This window comes from Oryzihumus leptocrescens (assembly GCF_006716205.1).
GTDB classification, from domain to species: Bacteria; Actinomycetota; Actinomycetes; order Actinomycetales; family Dermatophilaceae; genus Oryzihumus; species Oryzihumus leptocrescens.
This window is the reverse complement of sequence record NZ_VFOQ01000002.1, coordinates 375271-392719: the sequence shown is the minus strand read 5'-3', so window position 1 is coordinate 392719 and position 17449 is coordinate 375271. Positions and strand designations below refer to the sequence as shown.

The following is a 17449-nucleotide window of genomic DNA, read 5'->3' as shown; positions in this document are numbered from 1 at the left end:
AACGGTGGAAATCCGACGTACGGCCCCCGCTGTCTCCAACATCCTCAGACGCCAGAGCCACGGCGAGAAGTAGAAGGCGGCTGTGTCGATGTGGTTGACGCCCAGCTCGACCGCGCGCCGCAGTACGCGATCGAGGTATCGCGGTCACGGCGCTCTCCGAGGTTGAAGGCGGCGGTGCCAGTCAGCCGCATGGCACCAAAGCCGAGACGGTTGACGGTTCGGTTCCCGAGCGTCCAGGTGCCGGCTGCGGAGGAGTCGGCCAGGGGTTTTGGCGGGTGGCGGGGACAAATCCGAAGTGTGTGAAGACATGAAAAAAGCCCCCGAACTCGCCCCTGGTCAGGGGCCGTCGAAGGCCAGCGGACGGAATTTAGCGTCCGTGTGCTCAGCGGATGTCGCTGAGGGGCGAAGACGCGTCCTCATGGCGCGTTGAGTTCGTTCAGAAGGCTTTGGTAGGTCGCGTCCTCCCCGAGCTCCGAGGTGTCGAGCCTGATCGCGTCAGGCCGCCTCGCCAAGTACTCGTTCAGGTGCCCGCGGATCTTGTCAACGAGGTCGGATCCCGGGTCCACGAGCGCTGCCTGGACTCGTGCCTCGACCTCAGTAGCAGGGCGTTTGCCGTGCAAGCGGCGGAGGTGCTCAACGTCGTCGACCATCAGAGCTACTTGGACGTAGGTCGCGCCGGCTGTGCCGGCCGCCTGTTCGAAGGCCGGGTCCGGATCGCGGTCATGAACGGTCACCAACTGCGGGAGGATCACGTCGAATCCAGCGCGCAGGTGCCGCACGGCCATCTCCCGCCCGTGGCCCCGGGCCGTCTCCAAGGCGGCCGAGAAGTCCTCTTTCCACCCACCGATCAACCCTGCGAGCACGTCCAGATCGAGTGCCAAGGTGCCGGGATGCTCGTTGGCATAGCGGCGGGCCAGGGTCGACTTGCCGACGCGAGAGGGTCCATTGAGGTGGATCAGTCGTGGCATGGCGCGACGATACGTGGCGCGACCTCTACCGGTGGAGGTCCAAGAACCATCCACGGCGGATGTGCGTCGGCTGATGCTTGACACCGTGGGCTAAACCTCTTGGTGCCCTTCTGACTCCATCTGCCGAAGCACGGACGTCGGATGTTGCACTTCGTATCGCGCCCAGATGCTCCCCAGGGTTCCTTGGACGAGCCCCAGCGGGCGGAGCCGGACTGGTGAGCTTCCGGCTGGCAGTGGTGTGCCGTCAACGAATGACGGCGTGCTCAGGCCGCCGATGAGGGCCGGGAAGGTGATCACGTGAACCTCGTCGATGAGTCCAGCCCGCAGTAGAGCGCCGTTGATGCCGCCACCTCCGTCCGCGATGACGGTGCTGGCGCCCAGCGTGGCACCCAACCGCCTCACTGACTCACAAAGGTCCACTCGATCCTCACCGACGACGAGGTAGCCGACGCCCAGCTCTCGGAGGTGTTTCAGGTAACCGCTGGGCGTCGTCCGGCACACCAGGACCAGCAGGGCGGTCTCGTCATCCCCGGTGTACGTCCAGTCGACGCGCCCCCTGCCATCGACGACGGCGAACCAGCGTGGGGCGCGCCGGGGCAGGTGGTCGGCGTAGAGCTCCTCCGCCGCCTCCTCTGAGCATCCGGCCCATCGCGAGGTCGCGTCACCGGCAACAAAGGTCCCGCTGCCCTCGAGGACGACCGTCGGTGCGTAGGAGTCCTCGATCCAGCGCCGCCGTTGCTCGACCAGAGGTTCAACATCGTCCGGCCACGCTGCCTGCCACCTGGCCCAGACCGCCGGGTCCAACAATCGCTCGGACTCCGTCACCGTCACCCGGCCGTCGACACTTGCGGTCGTGGTCAGAACGACTCGGGGTCTCCCGGGCACAGACGCACTCATCGCCGCAACGTATCGGCGGGAACCGACACGTCGTCCATGTGCTCACTGGCTCCAGGCGCGGCTCCGCCGCGCGGCCCGGGCCAGGACAAGCGGAGGGAGCGCCCCGACCAACCCGGGACGCCCCCAGAGGCGCAAGCACTGGCCGACTATCTCAGCACTTCCTCCTGCGGGTCGTAGCAGACGAGGCCCAGCATCCTTGCGACCTCGGCTGCATACGGCACGCCTTCCTGCGCCCCCGAGTACGTCATCGTGATGTACATGATGGGGCCAACGGCATCGCCGATCTCCGGCCCGGTCGACCAGGGCGACGCTTCGTCGCCTGGAGCCCCAAGCGCCGGCCACCGGGCCAGCAGCTCGTTCTGGAAAGAGACGATCGGCGCCGACGGCGGGACGTCGGGGTCCTCGTCCATCTGATCCATCAGACGCTCATACTCGGCCGCAGCCTCGTCATCGCTGGAAGGGCGGGGCCCCTCCCAAACCGCCAAGTCGTAGCTCATAAGCACATCTTGACCGGCAGGTGCGGCGTTCAGACCTCGACGCGCGGACAACACTCCGACCGACCACGCGAGCCTTCCTCCGCCAGCTCGGCTGACGTTCGCAGCACCCCACCTGTGCAGGAGCTGGCGACGACGGAGGCCCGCACGCGGCCGGCTACCCAAGCCCCAACTGCACCCAGCCGACGGGGCTGGCTGCTCAACCCCGCCGACCCGGCCTCCGTACCCGCATCGCAGCGGGTCGAACCCCAGCCACGAAAGCCCCGGTCAATGCGCAGACCCGCGTGCTCACCGCCCGATCCCGGGTGAACAAAGTGGGCCGTCCCCGCCTGCAATGCTTCGGACACGAGCGGGGACGGCCAAGTCACGGGCACAGGGGGCGACGTGACTAGCGCGGACGCTAGCGGTCCATGAACCCCAGATAGCACGTAGTCAGGAAACTTCCAGCAAACTGGCAGCCAGGCACCTGTCAGTAGCCATACCGGACCGGGTCCGGCACCAACCCGCGCATCGGGCGGATCCATTCCGGCGTCGCAAGACGTCTCTCCCCCCCCCCCCCCCCCCCCCCCGCGAAACGCATGTAGCCTCGCTCGAGGGGAATCGAATGAAGGTCTCTGCGCTGGCTGTGTGCGGCATCGTCGCGGCTACCTTGCTGGTGTCCGCCGCCGCGTACGAGGCCTCACCGCATCGCGTCATCCTGCGCGCACCGATAGCGCTTGGCCGGCTGCACGGAGACGCCCGCTCCGGCTGCACCTGGATTGCCGATCCGAACCCGCCCGTCGAGGTGCGATGGCCGCCGAACGTCACGGTGAGGTTCACTCCCAGACTCGAGCTTGTGCAGGCGGGCAACGTGGTCGCGAGGGAGGCACGCTGCTCGCCCAACCCCTCGTCTACCGCGTGCAGCGCACTGCAAACTGCCCATCCGACCCATCGGCATCGGCCTTCACCACCCAGGTGCCGCGCCTTGAGGAGAGGTTGCCGCAACGGTTCAGCAGCGGTGGTGGGTAGACGGCAAAGCGAGTCGGCATGTAGCCGGCCAGTTTGAAGCCCGACCGCCGGACCTGACCTGCGGGCAGCCCATGAGAGTCGCCCTTCAGCGACCGCTCGAGCGGCCCCCGAAGGGCGGGTGTAGGTCAAGGTCCAGCACTGGAAGCCCAGCGAGACCGAGCAGTTGATGCAGCTGGTCATCGGGCTCGGCCTCGAAGTGATCGTGCTTGGCTTGATCTCATCTCCGCCAGTGCATCGCCCCGCGTTCCGACCCGCTCGACTTCCCGACCCGGCGCCCTGATGATGACGGCAACGGGACCAGCGGCAGGCGGAGCCTGCGACGAAGGGTGCAGACATGTGGATCGCGGTGCTGATCGGGGTCGTGGTCGTGCTCCTGGCCTGGGGTCTCTGGTTCGACCGCAGGCGCGGCACCCGAGGCATCGTCGATCGGCGAGACGCCGCCATGTCCGACACCGACATCCAGGCCCAGGCGGAGTCGATGGTGCGACGCGACAGCAACGGCCCGGACGGTTTCGGCAGCGGGATCTGAGGGCGCCCTCACCACATCCACAACGTGACGGGGTGCAGGACGGCCGCGAGCCGTTCGAGGACGGCCGTGCGCCAGACCACCGGCACCACCTCGTCCGGGCCCGTGCGGATGCCGCAGCTGACCAGCAGGTAGAGCATGCGCAGCGTGCGGAGGGTGTTCGACACGTGGGCCGGCGTGGGGCCGGGCTCACCGCTGGCCAGGACCTCGGCAACGGGGTCCAGCCACGCCGTCGCGTCGTCCTGGGACAGGCCCGGTCGGGTCAGGACCTTGCCGATGGCGTGCGCCAGGCGGTCGTCCTCCTGGTCCCGCCACACCGGGGTCGCGGGGGCCAGCAACCGGCTCGACGCGAGGTCGAGCATCCGGCGGGGCGCCACGTCGGCGTGAAGCCCCAGGTCGCCCAGCAGGTCGGCCCCGTGCGCCACGGCGTGCAGCCAGCCGAGCGTGGCGTCATACCCCCGAAGGTCACCTTCGGCGGCATACCAGCGCTCGAAGGCATCGACCCAGCGGGGCTCGCAGACCCCACGCGAGGAGACGATCACGTCGAGGACGAGCGCGGCGAAGCTGCGGGTCTGGATGTCCGCGGCCAGGAACCGCTGCGCCATGGTGTCTCCCAGTGGGCGCAGCAGCTCCTCCGGCACGACGCCCTCGTCGATCCACGTCGCGAGCGCCGAGAAGGCGAGCTCATCGCGGACCTGGGGGTCGGGCGACGTCAACATCTCCGCCAGCTCACCCACCAGCGACGGGATGGACCCACCCGCAGGAGGAGCGAACTGCTCGGCCTGGACCGCATGCCAGTCAGTCATCCGGCCAGCCTCCGGTATGCCGCGACGTCCAGCCAGCGGATAGCCGGCACGGCAGACAGCCTCGGCAGAGCTGGGCCGGCCACCGTCAGGCGGCCGCCCGATCCGCGACCGCGCGCCGGCGCCGCGACGGGTCGCTGAGCGAGGGCGGCACCGCCGCGTTGGGGGCGTAGAGATCCACCCCGGGCGCGACGATCTCGTCGATCCGGTCCAGCGTCTTGTCGTCCAGCGTCAGCCCGGCCCCCTCGAGCAGCGAGTCCAGCTGGGCCATCGTCCTCGGGCCGACGATCACCGACGTCACGTCCGGGTGCGCCGCCGGGAACGCGACGGCGAGCTGCGGCAGGCTGCACCCCAGCTCACCGGCCAGGTCCACGAAGGCCTCGACCGCGTCATACTTGGCCGCGTTGCCGGGGAGGGTGGGGTCGAACCGGCCGGGGTTGAGCGCCGGGCGACCGGCCGACAGGTCCACGCCCTGGTCCTTGCGGAACTTGCCCGACAGGAAGCCGAACGCCAGCGGGCTCCAGGTGAGCACGCCCATCCCGTACTTCCGCGCGGCGGGCAGCACCGATCGCTCGATCCCCCGGGCCAGCAACGAGTACGGCGGCTGCTCGGTGCGGAAGCGCCCCAGCCGGCGGGTCTCCGAGACGTGATGGGCCTCGACGATCTCCTCGGCCGGGAAGGTCGAGCAGCCGAAGGCCCGGATCTTGCCCTGCTGCACCAGGTCGGTCAGCGCCGACAGGGTCTCCTCGATGTCCGTGCGGTGGTCGGGCCGGTGCACCTGGTAGAGGTCGATCCAGTCGGTCTGCAGCCGCCGCAGGCTCTCCTCGACCTCCTTGATGATCCAGCGCCGGGAGTTCCCGCCCCGGTTCGGCCCTTCCTCGCCCACGGCGAAGTGCACCTTGGTGGCCAGCACCACGTCGTCGCGTCGGCCCCGCAGCGCCTTGCCCACGATCACCTCCGACTCGCCGGCGCTGTACATGTCGGCGGTGTCGACGAAGTTGATCCCCCGGTCGAGCGCGGCGTGGGTGATCCGGATGCACTCCTCGTGGTCCGGGTTGCCCACGGCGCCGAACATCATCGTGCCCAGGCAGTGCACGCTCACCTCGAGACCGGTGCCTCCGAGAACGCGGTAACGCATGGATCTGTCCCCTCCTGAAAGCCCTTGAACGACTGCGATCGGGGAGAACCTAGAAACTCGAGTCGGCTCTAGGTCAAGTCACTAGGCTGCCCGGCATGCCCGACGTCGAGGACAGGCTCAGCATCGGCGACGTCGCCGCCCGCACCGGCCTGAGCGTCCACACCCTGCGCTTCTACGAGCGGGAGGGCATCCTGGCCAACCCGATCGAACGCACCGTCGGAGGCCGGCGCTACTACAGCTCGCACGACGTCGCCTGGCTGAACCTGTGCCTGGTCCTGCGCGGCTCCGGTATGCCGTTGCCCACCATCCGCAGATACACCGAGCTCGCGCGCCAGGGAGACGGGACCGAGGCCGAGCGGTTGGCGCTGCTGCGCGAGCACGAGCAGTCCGTGCTGGAGCAGATCCGCTCGCTCAACCAGAGCCTGGACCTCATCCGGCACAAGGTCGCCATCTACGAGGACTACCTCGAGGGGTCGGTCCCGCTGACCGACTGACGGCCTGAGCCGGGCCGGTCAGCGGGACGCGCTCAGCTCACCGCCTGCGTGATGAGCGCGGCGATCCTCTTCTCCACGGCGGCGGTCAGGGCGGTCAGGGCGAAGTACGTCGGCCACATGTCGCCGTCGTCGAGGTTCGCCTGGTCGCTGAAGCCGAGCATCGCGTACCGCGACTTGAACTTCTCCGCGCTCTGGAAGAAGCAGAGCACCTTGCCGTCCTTGGCGTACGCCGGCATGCCGTACCAGAGCCTCGGGGCGAGGTCCGGAGCGGTGGAGGTGATGACGGCGTGGACCCGCTCGGCCCGCTCGCGGTCCGGCGACGACATCTCGGCGATCTTCGCCAGCACGTCGCTCTCGCCGTCCTCCTTGCTGGTGCCGCCCCGGCGCTTGGCCGCCTTCATCTCCTGGGCCCGGTCCTTCATCGCCGCCCGCTCCTCCTCGGTGAACCCGTCCGAGGACTCCCTGGTGACGGTGGCGGCGGTGGACTTGCGCGTGTCCTTCATGACGTCTTCCCCTCGGTAGGTCTTCTCACGACAGCTCTCATTCTTGGGAAGCCGCCCCGGCAGCGCTTCTCCGAAACTGACCGAAGTCGCCGAGCCTGCCCGGACCTGCGACGGTGTGGCGTCATGCCCGACTTCATCCACAGCGAGGCGTTCCGCGCCCTGCCACGCAAACGCGTCGGTGCCGGCGCGCTGATCACCAACCCCTCGCACGAGGTGCTCCTGGTCAAGCCGACCTACAAGGACGCCTGGGAGATCCCCGGCGGCCTCGTCGAGGCGGGCGAGTCCCCGCGAGCTGCGGCGACTCGTGAGCTGCGCGAGGAGCTCGGCCTCGACGTGACGGTCGGGCGGCTGCTCGTAGTGGACTGGGACGCCCCGGGCGTCCTGCCGGACGACGGGCTCATGCTGGTCTACGCCGCGGCCCCGTTCGACACGTCGCGCATCGCGTTGGCGTCCGGGGAGCTGAGCGACTGGGCGTGGTGCGACCGCCCCACGGTCCGCGAGCGGCTGGTCGACTACAAGGCGCGCCGCGTCGAGGCGGCGCTGGACGCTCACGCCTCTGGCGGCATCGCCGAGCTCGAGGACGGCTACCCGGTGACGGCACTCAACGACATCAAACGCACGCCATCGCAAGGGCGTACCGAATCGACACGTCGTGTGCCGTGACTTCCGCACCCAGGGCGCGTTGTGCCACCAGCAAACCGCCTCCCCCTGAAAGGCACCCCGAAAATGATCCGTGGCATGGCCGTCTCCGCCGGCAGCTCCATCCTCGTCGTCCTGTGGCTCCTGATCGGAGTGGCCGCGACCTACCAGCGGGGCTACTTCAGCACCGGGGCCGCGAACTGCGCCCACGCCAGCACCGTTGCCGTCACGGTCCTCGCCGGTCCGCTGAACTACACCGGCGTCAACCCCAAGGTCACCTGCGTGGTCCCCCAGCCGTCCAAGTAGGACGCAGCGTTCCGCGTTGCCGTGGTGCGGTTGCTCGTCGGCACCGCACCACGGCAGCGGCCGGACCACCTTGGCTGGCTGGAGCAGCGGGGCGAGACTGGAGGCGTCGGTGGAGCCGACCTCGGAGGAGGCGGAGATGCTCGTGGACGGTGCCGCCGTGGCCCTCGCGCTCCTGCTGTCCCGGAGCGTCCTGTTCGACCACGTGCGCAGCGCCCGGGAACGGGCGCGGGAGTCGTCACCACCCCTGGCGGCCTTCCCGCCAGAGGCGCTGGAGCGCTATACGGCCAGCGGCGGCCTGACCTGCCCGGGCTACACCGGCGCAATGAGCGTCTGAACCCTGTCGGCGCACGGCCCTACAGTGCGAAGGACGCGCCGACGGAGGTAGCCATGACGTCCCTGGAGAACCGCCCCTACACCGCCCTGCTCGTCGTCGACGTGCAGAACGGCGTCGTCGGCAACGCCTACGAGCGCGACCGCGTGGTCGCCAACATCCAGTCCCTCGTGGCGAAGGCCCGGGCCGAGCACGTCCCGGTCCTGTGGGTGCAGCACTCCGACGACGACGGCCTGACCCCGGGCTCGGAGACGTGGGCCTACGTCGCCGAGCTCGAGCGCCACGAGTCCGAGCCGCTCGTGCCCAAGACCTACCCCGACGCCTTCGAGGCCACCGACCTCGAGGAGCACCTGGCCGCGCTCGGGGTCGGGCGGCTCGTCGTCACCGGCGCGCAGACCGAGGAGTGCATCCGCTCCACCCTTCACTCGGCCCTGGTGCGCGGCTACGACGCCACCCTCGTCGCCGACGCCCACACCTCCGAGGACATGCGCGAGTGGGGCTTCCCGGTCAGCCCGGAGCAGTCGATCGCCTACACCAACACCTACTGGAGCTGGGCCAACGCCCCCGGCCGCAAGGGCAGCGTGACGCCCACCGCGGAGGTCGACTTCGCCGCGACCTGAGGGTCGTCGGGCACGCGCAGCGCCGCGGACGCGCAGTCAGTCCGGCTCGTCCCCGCCGTCGAAGTCCACGCGCATGACCACCCTCCGCAGCGTCGGGTGGCTGACCTGCACGAACCCGGCCTCCTCGAACGCCTGCCGGGCCCCCACGTGCAGCTCGCCCCAGGTGATCTCCTTGCCCGGCTGGGTGATCATCGGGTACGCCTCCAGCGCCCGGGCGCCCCGCTCGCGGGCGAAGTCGACCGTGGCCCGCGCGAGCGGGTACATCAGCCCCCGGCCGCGGTAGCCCTTGCGCACCACGAAGCAGGTCACCGCCCACACCCCGTCGTCGTCCTTGTCCTCGTCCCGCCCGGTCCACGGGATGCGGGTGGTGCGCAGCTTCGGGTATGCCGTCCGCGGCTCCACCGCGACCCAGCCCACCGGCTCGTCCTCGCAGTAGGCGACCAGCCCGCTGGTCGCCTCCGCGTCCGGCTCACCGCACGCGGTCTGCTCCTGCTGCATCCCGGTCCGCTCCTCCAGCGTGGAGTCGCGCCAGATCCAGCCGCGGACCTTGAACCGCTGGCACCGGCACTGGCTCGCGTAGTCGGCGGTGCCGAAGACCGCGGCGAGGTCCTCCCAGGACGCCTCGTTGGCGGGGACGACGCTCAGCTGCTCGTCCCGGAACGGCTCGCTCACGGGCGCCAGCCTGCCGGAGGGTCCTCCCCGACCCGGCCGTCCACGGCCTCGCGCAGCAGGTCGGCGTGCCCGGTGTGCCGGCCGTACTCCTCGACCAGGTCGCACACCAGCCGGCGCAGGCTGGCGTGGCGGCCATCCGGCCCGGAGGCGTGGATGGGCTGGTCCAGGCCGCCTTCAGTGAGGGCCGCCGCGACGCGCGCCCGCGAGCGCTCGACCGCGCCGTCCCAGAGCGCGTAGAGCTCCTCGGGCGAGTCCTCGGCGGCGGAGGCGAACTCCCAGTCGTTGCTGCCGTCCCAGCCGTTGGCGTCCCACGGGGCGCCGATGGGCTCCCCGCGCATCTTGGTGGTGAACATGTAGTCCTCGCAGGCCGCCAGGTGCTTGAGCAGCCCGCCGAGAGTCAGCGTCGAGGCGCCGATGCGAGCCTGCAGGCCGGTCGCGTCCAGGCCGTCCGCCTTCCACCGGAAGGTCCAGCGCAGGCGGTCGAGCGCCCCCAGCAGCTGCTCGGCCTCGGTGCCGGCGATGGGCGGCTCCCAGGGGGTGTCAGTCGTCGTCGTCATGGCGTCACCGTAGGACCCATTGCGGACGCATCGCTTCCGCAAATCGTGAGACGCTCCGGGAATGGACGAGTCGAACCCCACCGCACGGGCGCTGGTGTGCCTGCAGCTGCTGCAGGACAGCCCGGGGATCACCGCCGAGAGGCTGGCCGCCAGGCTCGGCGTGTCGGACCGGGCCGCCCGGCGCTACGTCAGCATCCTGCGCGAGGCCGACATCCCGGTCGAGTCCACCAGGGGCCCCTACGGCGGCTACCGCCTCGGCCGCGGGCTGCGGCCGCCGCCGCTGATGTTCAGCCCCGCCGAGGCGCTCGGCCTCGTCATGGCCGTGCTCGACGGCCACCATGACGCCGGCGACGCCACCGGCCCGGTGGGCAGCGCGCTCGGCAAGATCGTCCGGGCCCTGCCGCAGGCGGTGGCCACCCAGGTCGAGGCGGTCCGTCGCACCGCGGCCCCGGCCCCGGACCGCGGCGCCGCCCGGCCCGACCCGGGCACCACCACCGAGCTCGTGCGCGCCTGCTCCGAGCGCCGCCGGGTGCGCCTGGGCTACCGCACCGAGGCCGGCTCGGAGTGGCTCGTCGAGGTCGACCCGTGGGCCGTCGTCGTGCGCCACGGCCGGTGGTACCTGCTGTGCCACTCCCACGCGGCGGACGCCCGGCGCGCCTACCGGGTCGACCGCGTGCACGCCGTGGAGCTGCTCGACGACACCTTCACCCCGCCCGCCGAGCTGGACCCGGTCGGCATGCTCGAGGACCACCTCGCCGTGGGGTGGGAGTACGACGTCGAGGTCGTCATCGACGCCCCCGCCGAGACCGCCGGGCGCTGCCTCCCCCGCGCCCTCGGGCGGGTCGAGGCGCTCGACGAGGGCACCTGCCGCCTCGTCGGCAGCACCAGCAACCCCTTGTGGTACGCCCAACAGCTCGCGGCGGTGCCCGCGGCATACCGGGTCGTCAGCTGCCCCGAGGTCCAGGAGGCCGCGCGCTTCCTCGGGCAGCGGCTGCTGGCCGCTGCGACAGGCGAGGCCACGCTCCCCTGACCTGACGCCTCAGGCCTCGAGGTCCAGGCGCACGGTCACCAGGTCCCCCAGCTCGAGCCCCTCGGCGCGCCGCACGTGCGCCTTCACCGGCACGACGTAGCGCCCGTCCTTGGGGAAAAGCGAGGTGCGCCAACGGGTTTCGCCGATCCTCGCGGCGACCGGGATCATCCCCCAGCCGTAGCTGACGAGCGCGGCGCTCTCCTCCAGCGCGTCGCAGCCCTCCTCCGGCACCGTGATGAAGTGCCACGGCGCCGGGCCCTTCCAGAACCACAGCTCGCCGCTGAACTCGAAATTCATGGGCTCAGGGTAGGGGCGGCGGTGTTTGATCAGGGGTGTGTCGATCGTGATGAGCAAGCCGGGAGTCGATGGGTTCAGCGAGGTCGTGCAGGTGCTGCGGGAGTGGCAGCACGACGGGGCACCGGTGCCGCTGCACCCGGGCGACCTCGGCTGGAACTGGCGGTTCGGCGCAGAAGCGACGGTCGCGGCCGTCCGGGCCTGGAGCCGCGACGGACAGGTCCTGGCCGCCGGGATGATGGACAGTCCCGAGCTGATACGCCTGGCGATCGCACCCGAAGCCCAGCACGACGAGGAGCTGGCCCACCAGCTGGTCGCCGACCTGACCCGGCCGGAGCGCGGCGTCCTCCCGCAGGGGGACGTGGACGTCGAGGCGCGGTGTGGCGCGCTGTTCCGTGAGCTTCTCCTCGATGCCGGGTGGGTCGCCGGCGAGCCGTGGACACCGCTCCAGCGCGACCTCGCGCAGCCGGTGGAGGACTGCGGCCTGCGCGTCGAGGTGACCGGTCCGGAGCAGGCCCACGCGCGGGCCGCCGTCCAGCGCGCGGCGTTCGAGCGGTCGACGTTCACGGAGGAGCGCTGGCACACGATGGCGTCCGGGTCGCTCTACGCCGACGCCCGGTGCCTCGTCGCCTACGACGACCAGGACACCGCGGTGGCGGCGGTGACGGTCTGGTCGGCCGGTCCGGGCAGGCCCGGGTTGCTCGAACCGATGGGCGTGCACCCCGACCATCGCGGTCACGGCTACGGCACGGCGATCACCGTCGCCGCGGCAGCCGCGCTGCGGGAGCTGGGCTCGTCCAGCGCGACCGTCTGCACCCCGAGCGCCAATGCCGGTGCCGTCGCCACCTATGCGTCGGCCGGCTTCCAGCAGCTCCCGGCCGTGCCGGACCTGCACCGGAGCGCCTAGCGCCCTGGTGAACCGACTTCGGCAAAACCCCGCAAACGCCTGACCTGCTGCGTCATCATCGCCGGGTGACGCTCTGGGGGGACACCGCGGCATACACGGTTGCGCCCGGAGCCCCCCGCCCCGCCGTCGACACGGCACACCGCGGTGCGCTGCTGGCCCTGGTCGAGCGCCTGGAGATGGTCAGCCTGGAGATCCCCCGTCGCGGCCCGTGGCCACCCGAGGTCGCCAAGGCCGTCACGGCCATGCTTCCCCGGCGGCGACGCCTCTCGCCACGGCGTCGGGCGTCCGTCTGCACCGACCTCGTCCCTGCGGACAGCCGCGAGCTCGCCCTGGCCGTGGCCGTGGTCCCCTACGCCGACTACGTCGTCGGCATCACCCACGACGGGACGGTCGCCTACGACACCGTCGACCAGGGCACGGCCCCGCGCTTCGAGCTGACCGCGACCGAGCTGCAGGCGGTCCAGGACTACATGACCGCCCAGGGCGTCAGCCCGGACCTGCTCGTCCCCGACACCCGCCGGGACACCCACGGCTGAACGACGCCGCCGACGGTGCCCCGGCGCCGCTGGTCAGCTCCCCCAGGCGTCGGCCCGGGTGAGGCAGAACGGGTGGCCGGCCGGGTCCAGCAGCACCCGCCACCGGCCCTCCCCCGGCTGCTCCTCCGGCCGCGTCGCGCCGAGGTCGAGGCACGCCTGCTCGGCGGCGTCGAGGTCGTCCACGGCCAGGTCGAGGTGGAACTGCTTGGTGCCGTTGGGGTTCGGCCACGCCGGCGCCTCGTAGTCCTCCACCCGTCCGAACCCGAGCGCGTGCTCCGGCCCGGTGAGCATCGCGTAGTTGTCGTCGCCGTAGGCCTGCTGCCAGCCGAGCAGCGCGCTCCAGAACGCGGCGCTCGGGCCGGGGTCACCGCAGTCGAGGGTGACCATCTTCAGGGTGGCGACGGGCTGTGGCGTGGCCATGGTGGGACTTCTCCTCGCGGTAGGGACCAGGTGTCCGCCCACGCTCCTACGATCGCCGCATGGGCGATTGGACAAACGCGACACCGACGTCGACGACGGCGGGGATCCTGCGCCCGGAAGAGCTCGCGCAGCGCACGACCCTGGAGCGGTATGCCGCGGGGCCGGGTCTGCAGCGCTGGGTCGAGAACTACTGGGTGCTGGGGTGGGACCTGCCACCGGGGACGGCCCATGCGAGCCAGGTGCTGCCGCACCCGGCGTGCACGCTCAGCGTGGAGCGGGGCAACCCCCGGCCCGAGACGCAGGGGCAGCCGGTCGTGCTCACCGGTGTGGTGACCCGCCGCTTCGACGTCGCCCTCACCGGGCAGGCGTGGGTCCTCGGCGTGAAGTTCCGGCCCGGCGGCCTGGCCTCGCTCACCGGCCAGTCCGCGCGCCCCTGGCGCGACGCGGTTCTCCCGGCCCGCGCGGCCGTGCCCGACCGCGTCATTGACCGGCTGGAGCAGGTCGGCCCGGACCTGGCCGGGAAGGAGTGCGTCGCCCTGGCCGAGGACGCGCTGGCCTCCCTGGTCGCGCCGGACCACCCGAACGATGACCGCTACGACCGGCTGCTGACCGTGCTCGACGACATGCTCACCGACCGCAGCATCGTGCAGGTGACCCAGCTCGAGGACCGGCACGCCCTCTCCTCGCGCGGGCTCCAGCGGCTCTTCCACCACTACGTCGGGGTCGGGCCGAAGTGGGTGCTGGCCCGCTACCGCATGCACGACGCGGTCAGCGCCCTCGACGGCGGCTGGACCGGTTCGCTCACGGACCTGGCCCACGCCCACGGGTGGTACGACCAGGCCCACTTCATCCGTGACTTCACCGCGCTGGTGGGGGTCCCGCCCAGCCAGTACCGCAGCCGGCGGGTCTAGGGCTGGAGGCGCTTGCGCCGGGCCGCCTCCACCTTGGCCGCCCGCTCACGCCGCAGCCGCGAGCGGGGGTCGTCCCGGTCGTCCAGCTGCGCCGGCCCAAACACCGACAGCCCGATGACCTTGATGCGGTAGAGCAGCCGGTAGCCCCAGGACAGCCCCTCGTGGTCGGCACTCGCGTTCACGGTGCCCACTTCCCTCGCTTCTCGTGTCCACCCCGACACCTCGACGGTACGCCCGGAATCCATCGGCGCCGGTGTCGATCCGGCGCCCACTCGCGCGACGTACTGGTGAGGCGCGCGCACGACCGGCGGCGCCACGCGATACCGGGGAGGATCAGGACATGACCACACACGAGACCGCGGAGCCTCGCGCCGGCTACGCCGACGTCAACGGCCTGCACCTGTACTACGAGCTGCACGGCGAGGGCAGCCCGCTGGTCCTGCTGCACGGCGGGATGCTGACGATCGACCTCAACTTCGCCGGGCTCATCCCCACGCTGGCGCAGCGGCACCGGGTCATCGGGGTGGAGCTGCAGGGCCACGGCCGCACCGCCGACATCGACCGCGAGATCACCCCGGCCGCCCTGGCCGAGGACGTCGTCGCCCTGCTGGACCACCTCGGCATCGACCGCGCCCACGTCCTCGGGCACAGCCTGGGCGGCGCGGTCACGCTGGAGCTCGCGGTCAGCCACCCCGACCGGGTGCGTTCGGTCGTGCCGGTCTCGGCGAGCGTGCGACCCGACGGCATGCACGAGGACCTCAGCGACCCGGCGAAGCAGGCCACGTCGACCCGGATGCCGACCCAGCAGGACTTCATCGAGTTCCGCGACGCCTACCTGCGGCTGTCCCCGCACCCGGAGCACTTCGACGACTTCCTCGCGTTGCTGTCCCGGTCGGCGGCGGACCTGCGGGGCTGGTCGGACGAGCAGCTCGCCGGCATCACCGCGCCGACGCTGATCGTGCAGGGCGACCACGACTTCGTCACCATCGAGCACGCCGCGCTGATGCAGCACCTCATCCCGGGCGCGCACCTGGCAGTCCTGCCCGCCACCACCCACATGACGGTGACGCGCCGGGCCGACCTGCTGCTGCCGATGCTGGCGGCGTTCCTCGACTGAGCGCGCACGCCTGCCGGCAGGGCTGTCACACCAGGTCGCGGACCAGGAGCCGGCCGGGCTGCGGTGGGACGGTGGCGAGCAGCACGCCGTCGGGCCGGACGATGCGGGTGGCCGCCAAGGCACGCCGCCCCGCGGAGGTCCCGGCCACGTCGGCGGACACCACCCAGCAGCGGTTCTCCCGGGCCCGGCCGGCCAGCGCCTCATGGGTGGGGCGCTGCCACCGGGCCGCGTTCGCCTCGCTCATGTCGTTGTTGAGCAGGCACGCCAGCAGCCCGGCACCGTCGGCGGCAAGGCGCCTGGCCGGCCCCTGATGGGTGGCGTCGGCACAGACCAGCACCCCCACGCCCGTGCCGGCCACGTCGACGACCGACGAGTCCCCGCCGGGCACCAGCCCGGGCTCCCGGGGATGCTGCTTGCGGACGACGCTCAGCACCCTGCCGTCGCGGACCACCGCGGCAGAGCTGTGCAGCCCCACAGCGGTCCGTTCGGTGAACCCGAGCAGCACCGTCATCCCGGGCACGGCATCGTCCGCCCACGGCAGCAGCGAGTCCGGGTCGTCCACGGCCTGCTGCTCGGCTGCGGCCTGCGTGTGCGGCAGCCCGCCGACCCCGAACTCCGGTGTCACCAGCAGGTCGACGCCCCTGTCCCCACACCACTGCAGCACGCGCCGCCAGGCCTCGCCGGGGTCGATCCCCCGGACCCCGCTCTGGAAGCACGCCACCCGCATCCGGACAGTCAAGCCGATCCCGCGGCTCGCCGCGGGATCTCGACCCCGGCGGGCGTTGCAGTGAAAGGCTTCGCCCATGACGACCGACATGCCCTCGATGCCTCCGCGCCCAGCGTCGAGCCCGGTCGAGCTCGTGCCGGCCACCCGCTCCGACCGGGCGGTGCTGGAGAACCTCGGCCAGCTGTTCCGCCACGACCTGTCGGAGTCCTACGGCCTGCTGCCGAACGCCGACGGCACGTTCAACAACCGGCCGCTCGACCAGTTCCGCACGGGCGCCGACCCGGAGCACCGCGCCTGGCTGATCACCGCGGCCGGGCGGCTCGGCGGCTACGTGATGACCCGGCCCCTCGAGCCCGGCGTCATGATGATCGACGGCTTCTTCGTGGTGCGCGCCCTGCGCCGGACCGGCGTGGGCCGGGAGGCCGCGCGGCAGGTGGTCGCGATGTTCCCCGGCCGCTGGGCCATCGGCTTCCAGGCCTACAACCCCGGCGCCCAGCGGTTCTGGTCCCTGGTGGCCACCGATGCGGTCGGCACGACGTGGTCCACCCACGACGACCCGCCGGTCGAGGGACGCCCACCGGACAGCTGGATCACGTTCACCACCTGAGTGGGACGGTGTCGGAGCGGTCAGGCCCCGCCCGCCTCGGCCCGCTTCTTGACGGCCCGCCACCCGCCGGCGCGGTTGTTGGCGATGATCTGCCGCAGCATCGTGGTCAACGGCCCGCGCCGGACCTGCTCGCCCTCCCGGAACGCGATGCACCGCGCGGTGGCGTTGCCGTGCCCGCTGGTGATGATGCCGTCCGGGTCAGGCACGATCGCGCCGTCGTAGAGGAACAGGTTGACGTGGTCCCTGGCGGCGAGCAGCGCACACACGTTGCCCTCCAGCACGAAGTACGGCTGCACGGTGCGCTTGATCGTCTCCTCGACCTCCGGGTCGGCGGCGTGGACGATGTCGCGCAGCTCCGCGCACACCTCCTGCTGCCACGGCGGGAGGCCCGCGATGTAGGCGTCGACGCGGTCGTCCCGCACGTACTCCCCGGCCACCATGCCCACCACGGTGACGCGCTCGGACGGCGTGCGCCACCCCCTCTCGAGGCCCCCTTGTCTCGCGCGACGGTGCAGGCCCACGCGACGATCGTCGCGGCCGTTCCGGCCGCGTTTCGCGTCGAAACCGTCGCGATGATCGTCGCGTGGGCCGGTATGCCGGTGCCTCGCCTCCGCGGGGCCCGGCACCGGCGCTCACAGGTGCGGCGCCCATCATGGGCCGATGCCCCGCATGCCCCGCACCCTGACGGCTCTGCCCCGGCACAGCCTTGACCAGCACGGCCTGACCCAGCACGTCCTGACCCACCACGCCCTGCCCGGGTACGTCACCCCCGGCCCGCAGCACGCGTTCGGCGTCGCCGAGGGCTTCGGCGTCCTTGTGGTCCTCTTCGCGACCGCGCTCGGGCTGATGATCCTCATCGGCCACCTGCGCCACCAGCGCCGCAGCCGCGACTGACCGACTGACCCGCAGCTGCCCTCGCCGTCGGCGGCGGGATCGCGCAAGGA

26 protein-coding genes are annotated in these 17449 nt (G+C 71.5%); 13 read left to right on the top strand and 13 right to left on the bottom strand.

Annotated features, from left to right (window positions below; genetic code table 11):
* Positions 1 to 416: 416 nt before the first annotated feature.
* The 3 genes from FB474_RS19050 to FB474_RS19040 form a co-directional block, all read right to left on the bottom strand.
* Entirely contained in the window at positions 417 to 968 is a 552-nt protein-coding gene (locus FB474_RS19050; protein ID WP_141790415.1) for an AAA family ATPase, read from the bottom strand.
* Between the two features lie 90 nt (positions 969 to 1058).
* Positions 1059 to 1865 carry a RibD family protein gene (locus tag FB474_RS19045; protein ID WP_141790414.1) on the bottom strand — a complete coding sequence of 269 codons (807 nt, stop codon included), beginning with the start codon at positions 1863 to 1865 and terminating at the stop codon, positions 1059 to 1061.
* Between the two features lie 146 nt (positions 1866 to 2011).
* Entirely contained in the window at positions 2012 to 2362 is a 351-nt protein-coding gene (locus tag FB474_RS19040) for a hypothetical protein (RefSeq protein WP_141790413.1), read from the bottom strand.
* 1339 nt (positions 2363 to 3701) lie between these two features.
* Between FB474_RS19040 and FB474_RS19035 the strand changes: the two genes are divergently transcribed.
* Entirely contained in the window at positions 3702 to 3896 is a 195-nt protein-coding gene (locus FB474_RS19035) for a hypothetical protein (protein ID WP_141790412.1), read from the top strand.
* A gap of 8 nt (positions 3897 to 3904) precedes the next feature.
* Here FB474_RS19035 and FB474_RS19030 read toward each other — a convergent pair whose 3' ends face one another.
* Complete coding sequence (locus FB474_RS19030; RefSeq protein ID WP_141790411.1) at positions 3905 to 4699, bottom strand: DUF2785 domain-containing protein; 795 nt, start codon at positions 4697 to 4699, stop codon at positions 3905 to 3907.
* Positions 4700 to 4784: 85 nt separating this feature from the next.
* Positions 4785 to 5834, bottom strand: coding sequence for an aldo/keto reductase (locus tag FB474_RS19025; protein WP_141790410.1), 1050 nt, complete (start codon positions 5832 to 5834; stop codon positions 4785 to 4787).
* A 95-nt stretch (positions 5835 to 5929) separates the two neighbouring features.
* Here FB474_RS19025 and FB474_RS19020 point away from each other — a divergent pair, with 95 nt between their 5' ends.
* Complete coding sequence (locus tag FB474_RS19020) at positions 5930 to 6328, top strand: MerR family transcriptional regulator (RefSeq protein ID WP_141790409.1); 399 nt, start codon at positions 5930 to 5932, stop codon at positions 6326 to 6328.
* A gap of 32 nt (positions 6329 to 6360) precedes the next feature.
* Here the strand turns inward: FB474_RS19020 and FB474_RS19015 are convergent, their stop codons facing one another.
* Positions 6361 to 6831: an iron chaperone gene (locus FB474_RS19015; protein ID WP_141790408.1), complete on the bottom strand. Its 471-nt coding sequence runs from the start codon at positions 6829 to 6831 to the stop codon at positions 6361 to 6363.
* Between the two features lie 123 nt (positions 6832 to 6954).
* Here FB474_RS19015 and FB474_RS19010 point away from each other — a divergent pair, with 123 nt between their 5' ends.
* The 4 genes from FB474_RS19010 (at position 6955) to FB474_RS18995 (ending at position 8727) form a co-directional block, all read left to right on the top strand.
* Positions 6955 to 7494, top strand: a complete 540-nt coding sequence (locus FB474_RS19010; protein ID WP_141790407.1) for an NUDIX domain-containing protein — start codon at positions 6955 to 6957, stop codon at positions 7492 to 7494.
* Positions 7495 to 7569: 75 nt separating this feature from the next.
* Positions 7570 to 7776 carry a hypothetical protein gene (locus FB474_RS19005; RefSeq protein WP_141790406.1) on the top strand — a complete coding sequence of 69 codons (207 nt, stop codon included), beginning with the start codon at positions 7570 to 7572 and terminating at the stop codon, positions 7774 to 7776.
* A 109-nt stretch (positions 7777 to 7885) separates the two neighbouring features.
* Positions 7886 to 8110 carry a hypothetical protein gene (locus FB474_RS19000; protein WP_141790405.1) on the top strand — a complete coding sequence of 75 codons (225 nt, stop codon included), beginning with the start codon at positions 7886 to 7888 and terminating at the stop codon, positions 8108 to 8110.
* Positions 8111 to 8163: 53 nt separating this feature from the next.
* Entirely contained in the window at positions 8164 to 8727 is a 564-nt protein-coding gene (locus FB474_RS18995; RefSeq protein WP_141790404.1) for a cysteine hydrolase family protein, read from the top strand.
* Positions 8728 to 8763: 36 nt separating this feature from the next.
* Here the strand turns inward: FB474_RS18995 and FB474_RS18990 are convergent, their stop codons facing one another.
* Together FB474_RS18990 and FB474_RS18985 are read right to left on the bottom strand one after the other, a co-directional pair.
* Positions 8764 to 9399: a GNAT family N-acetyltransferase gene (locus FB474_RS18990; RefSeq protein WP_221632683.1), complete on the bottom strand. Its 636-nt coding sequence runs from the start codon at positions 9397 to 9399 to the stop codon at positions 8764 to 8766.
* Complete coding sequence (locus FB474_RS18985) at positions 9396 to 9956, bottom strand: mycothiol transferase (RefSeq protein WP_141790403.1); 561 nt, start codon at positions 9954 to 9956, stop codon at positions 9396 to 9398. The genes FB474_RS18990 and FB474_RS18985 overlap by 4 nt, the downstream gene beginning before the upstream one ends.
* A gap of 61 nt (positions 9957 to 10017) precedes the next feature.
* Here FB474_RS18985 and FB474_RS18980 point away from each other — a divergent pair, with 61 nt between their 5' ends.
* Entirely contained in the window at positions 10018 to 10986 is a 969-nt protein-coding gene (locus FB474_RS18980; protein WP_141790402.1) for a helix-turn-helix transcriptional regulator, read from the top strand.
* Between the two features lie 9 nt (positions 10987 to 10995).
* Here the strand turns inward: FB474_RS18980 and FB474_RS18975 are convergent, their stop codons facing one another.
* Complete coding sequence (locus FB474_RS18975; protein WP_141790401.1) at positions 10996 to 11283, bottom strand: DUF1905 domain-containing protein; 288 nt, start codon at positions 11281 to 11283, stop codon at positions 10996 to 10998.
* Positions 11284 to 11332: 49 nt separating this feature from the next.
* Between FB474_RS18975 and FB474_RS18970 the strand changes: the two genes are divergently transcribed.
* On the top strand, positions 11333 to 12187 hold the full coding sequence (locus FB474_RS18970; RefSeq protein WP_141790400.1) for a GNAT family N-acetyltransferase: 855 nt from the start codon (positions 11333 to 11335) through the stop codon (positions 12185 to 12187).
* A 65-nt stretch (positions 12188 to 12252) separates the two neighbouring features.
* Entirely contained in the window at positions 12253 to 12723 is a 471-nt protein-coding gene (locus FB474_RS18965; protein ID WP_141790399.1) for a hypothetical protein, read from the top strand.
* Between the two features lie 33 nt (positions 12724 to 12756).
* Here the strand turns inward: FB474_RS18965 and FB474_RS18960 are convergent, their stop codons facing one another.
* The gene (locus FB474_RS18960) at positions 12757 to 13143 is read right to left on the bottom strand and encodes a VOC family protein (RefSeq protein ID WP_141790398.1); all 387 of its coding nucleotides are present in this window, start codon (positions 13141 to 13143) and stop codon (positions 12757 to 12759) included.
* Between the two features lie 59 nt (positions 13144 to 13202).
* Between FB474_RS18960 and FB474_RS18955 the strand changes: the two genes are divergently transcribed.
* On the top strand, positions 13203 to 14054 hold the full coding sequence (locus tag FB474_RS18955; protein ID WP_221632682.1) for a helix-turn-helix domain-containing protein: 852 nt from the start codon (positions 13203 to 13205) through the stop codon (positions 14052 to 14054).
* On the opposite strand, the gene FB474_RS18950 is transcribed toward FB474_RS18955, so the two are convergent.
* Complete coding sequence (locus FB474_RS18950) at positions 14051 to 14236, bottom strand: hypothetical protein (protein WP_141790397.1); 186 nt, start codon at positions 14234 to 14236, stop codon at positions 14051 to 14053. The two genes, FB474_RS18955 and FB474_RS18950, sit on opposite strands and share 4 nt — an antisense overlap.
* 158 nt (positions 14237 to 14394) lie before the next feature.
* Here FB474_RS18950 and FB474_RS18945 point away from each other — a divergent pair, with 158 nt between their 5' ends.
* The gene (locus FB474_RS18945) at positions 14395 to 15171 is read left to right on the top strand and encodes an alpha/beta fold hydrolase (protein ID WP_141790396.1); all 777 of its coding nucleotides are present in this window, start codon (positions 14395 to 14397) and stop codon (positions 15169 to 15171) included.
* 25 nt (positions 15172 to 15196) lie between these two features.
* Here FB474_RS18945 and FB474_RS18940 read toward each other — a convergent pair whose 3' ends face one another.
* Positions 15197 to 15898, bottom strand: coding sequence for a carbon-nitrogen hydrolase family protein (locus tag FB474_RS18940; protein WP_185746267.1), 702 nt, complete (start codon positions 15896 to 15898; stop codon positions 15197 to 15199).
* Positions 15899 to 15974: 76 nt separating this feature from the next.
* Between FB474_RS18940 and FB474_RS18935 the strand changes: the two genes are divergently transcribed.
* On the top strand, positions 15975 to 16505 hold the full coding sequence (locus tag FB474_RS18935; protein WP_246092616.1) for a GNAT family N-acetyltransferase: 531 nt from the start codon (positions 15975 to 15977) through the stop codon (positions 16503 to 16505).
* Between the two features lie 20 nt (positions 16506 to 16525).
* Here FB474_RS18935 and FB474_RS18930 read toward each other — a convergent pair whose 3' ends face one another.
* Entirely contained in the window at positions 16526 to 16945 is a 420-nt protein-coding gene (locus FB474_RS18930) for a DUF1801 domain-containing protein (protein WP_141790516.1), read from the bottom strand.
* Between the two features lie 220 nt (positions 16946 to 17165).
* Between FB474_RS18930 and FB474_RS18925 the strand changes: the two genes are divergently transcribed.
* Positions 17166 to 17399 (top strand): hypothetical protein, encoded by a 234-nt coding sequence (locus FB474_RS18925; RefSeq protein WP_141790394.1) that lies wholly within the window; start codon positions 17166 to 17168, stop codon positions 17397 to 17399.
* Positions 17400 to 17449: the final 50 nt, after the last annotated feature.

Bases quoted from the DNA above. Each gene is read 5' to 3' on its own strand.
- FB474_RS19035 (WP_141790412.1), top strand. From the start codon at position 3,702: ATGTGGATCGCGGTGCTGATCGGGGTCGTGGTCGTGCTCCTGGCCTGG.
- FB474_RS18970 (WP_141790400.1), top strand. From the start codon at position 11,333: ATGAGCAAGCCGGGAGTCGATGGGTTCAGCGAGGTCGTGCAGGTGCTG.
- FB474_RS19025 (WP_141790410.1), bottom strand. From the start codon at position 5,834: ATGCGTTACCGCGTTCTCGGAGGCACCGGTCTCGAGGTGAGCGTGCAC.
- FB474_RS18940 (WP_185746267.1), bottom strand. From the start codon at position 15,898: ATGCGGGTGGCGTGCTTCCAGAGCGGGGTCCGGGGGATCGACCCCGGC.
- FB474_RS18945 (WP_141790396.1), top strand. From the start codon at position 14,395: ATGACCACACACGAGACCGCGGAGCCTCGCGCCGGCTACGCCGACGTC.
- FB474_RS18935 (WP_246092616.1), top strand. From the start codon at position 15,975: ATGACGACCGACATGCCCTCGATGCCTCCGCGCCCAGCGTCGAGCCCG.
- FB474_RS18960 (WP_141790398.1), bottom strand. From the start codon at position 13,143: ATGGCCACGCCACAGCCCGTCGCCACCCTGAAGATGGTCACCCTCGAC.
- FB474_RS19045 (WP_141790414.1), bottom strand. From the start codon at position 1,865: ATGAGTGCGTCTGTGCCCGGGAGACCCCGAGTCGTTCTGACCACGACC.
- FB474_RS18930 (WP_141790516.1), bottom strand. From the start codon at position 16,945: ATGGTGGCCGGGGAGTACGTGCGGGACGACCGCGTCGACGCCTACATC.
- FB474_RS18925 (WP_141790394.1), top strand. From the start codon at position 17,166: ATGCCCCGCATGCCCCGCACCCTGACGGCTCTGCCCCGGCACAGCCTT.
- FB474_RS18985 (WP_141790403.1), bottom strand. From the start codon at position 9,956: ATGACGACGACGACTGACACCCCCTGGGAGCCGCCCATCGCCGGCACC.
- FB474_RS19015 (WP_141790408.1), bottom strand. From the start codon at position 6,831: ATGAAGGACACGCGCAAGTCCACCGCCGCCACCGTCACCAGGGAGTCC.
- FB474_RS18975 (WP_141790401.1), bottom strand. From the start codon at position 11,283: ATGAATTTCGAGTTCAGCGGCGAGCTGTGGTTCTGGAAGGGCCCGGCG.
- FB474_RS18995 (WP_141790404.1), top strand. From the start codon at position 8,164: ATGACGTCCCTGGAGAACCGCCCCTACACCGCCCTGCTCGTCGTCGAC.
- FB474_RS18955 (WP_221632682.1), top strand. From the start codon at position 13,203: ATGGGCGATTGGACAAACGCGACACCGACGTCGACGACGGCGGGGATC.
- FB474_RS18980 (WP_141790402.1), top strand. From the start codon at position 10,018: ATGGACGAGTCGAACCCCACCGCACGGGCGCTGGTGTGCCTGCAGCTG.
- FB474_RS19010 (WP_141790407.1), top strand. From the start codon at position 6,955: ATGCCCGACTTCATCCACAGCGAGGCGTTCCGCGCCCTGCCACGCAAA.
- FB474_RS19020 (WP_141790409.1), top strand. From the start codon at position 5,930: ATGCCCGACGTCGAGGACAGGCTCAGCATCGGCGACGTCGCCGCCCGC.
- FB474_RS19005 (WP_141790406.1), top strand. From the start codon at position 7,570: ATGGCCGTCTCCGCCGGCAGCTCCATCCTCGTCGTCCTGTGGCTCCTG.
- FB474_RS19040 (WP_141790413.1), bottom strand. From the start codon at position 2,362: ATGAGCTACGACTTGGCGGTTTGGGAGGGGCCCCGCCCTTCCAGCGAT.
- FB474_RS19050 (WP_141790415.1), bottom strand. From the start codon at position 968: ATGCCACGACTGATCCACCTCAATGGACCCTCTCGCGTCGGCAAGTCG.
- FB474_RS19030 (WP_141790411.1), bottom strand. From the start codon at position 4,699: ATGACTGACTGGCATGCGGTCCAGGCCGAGCAGTTCGCTCCTCCTGCG.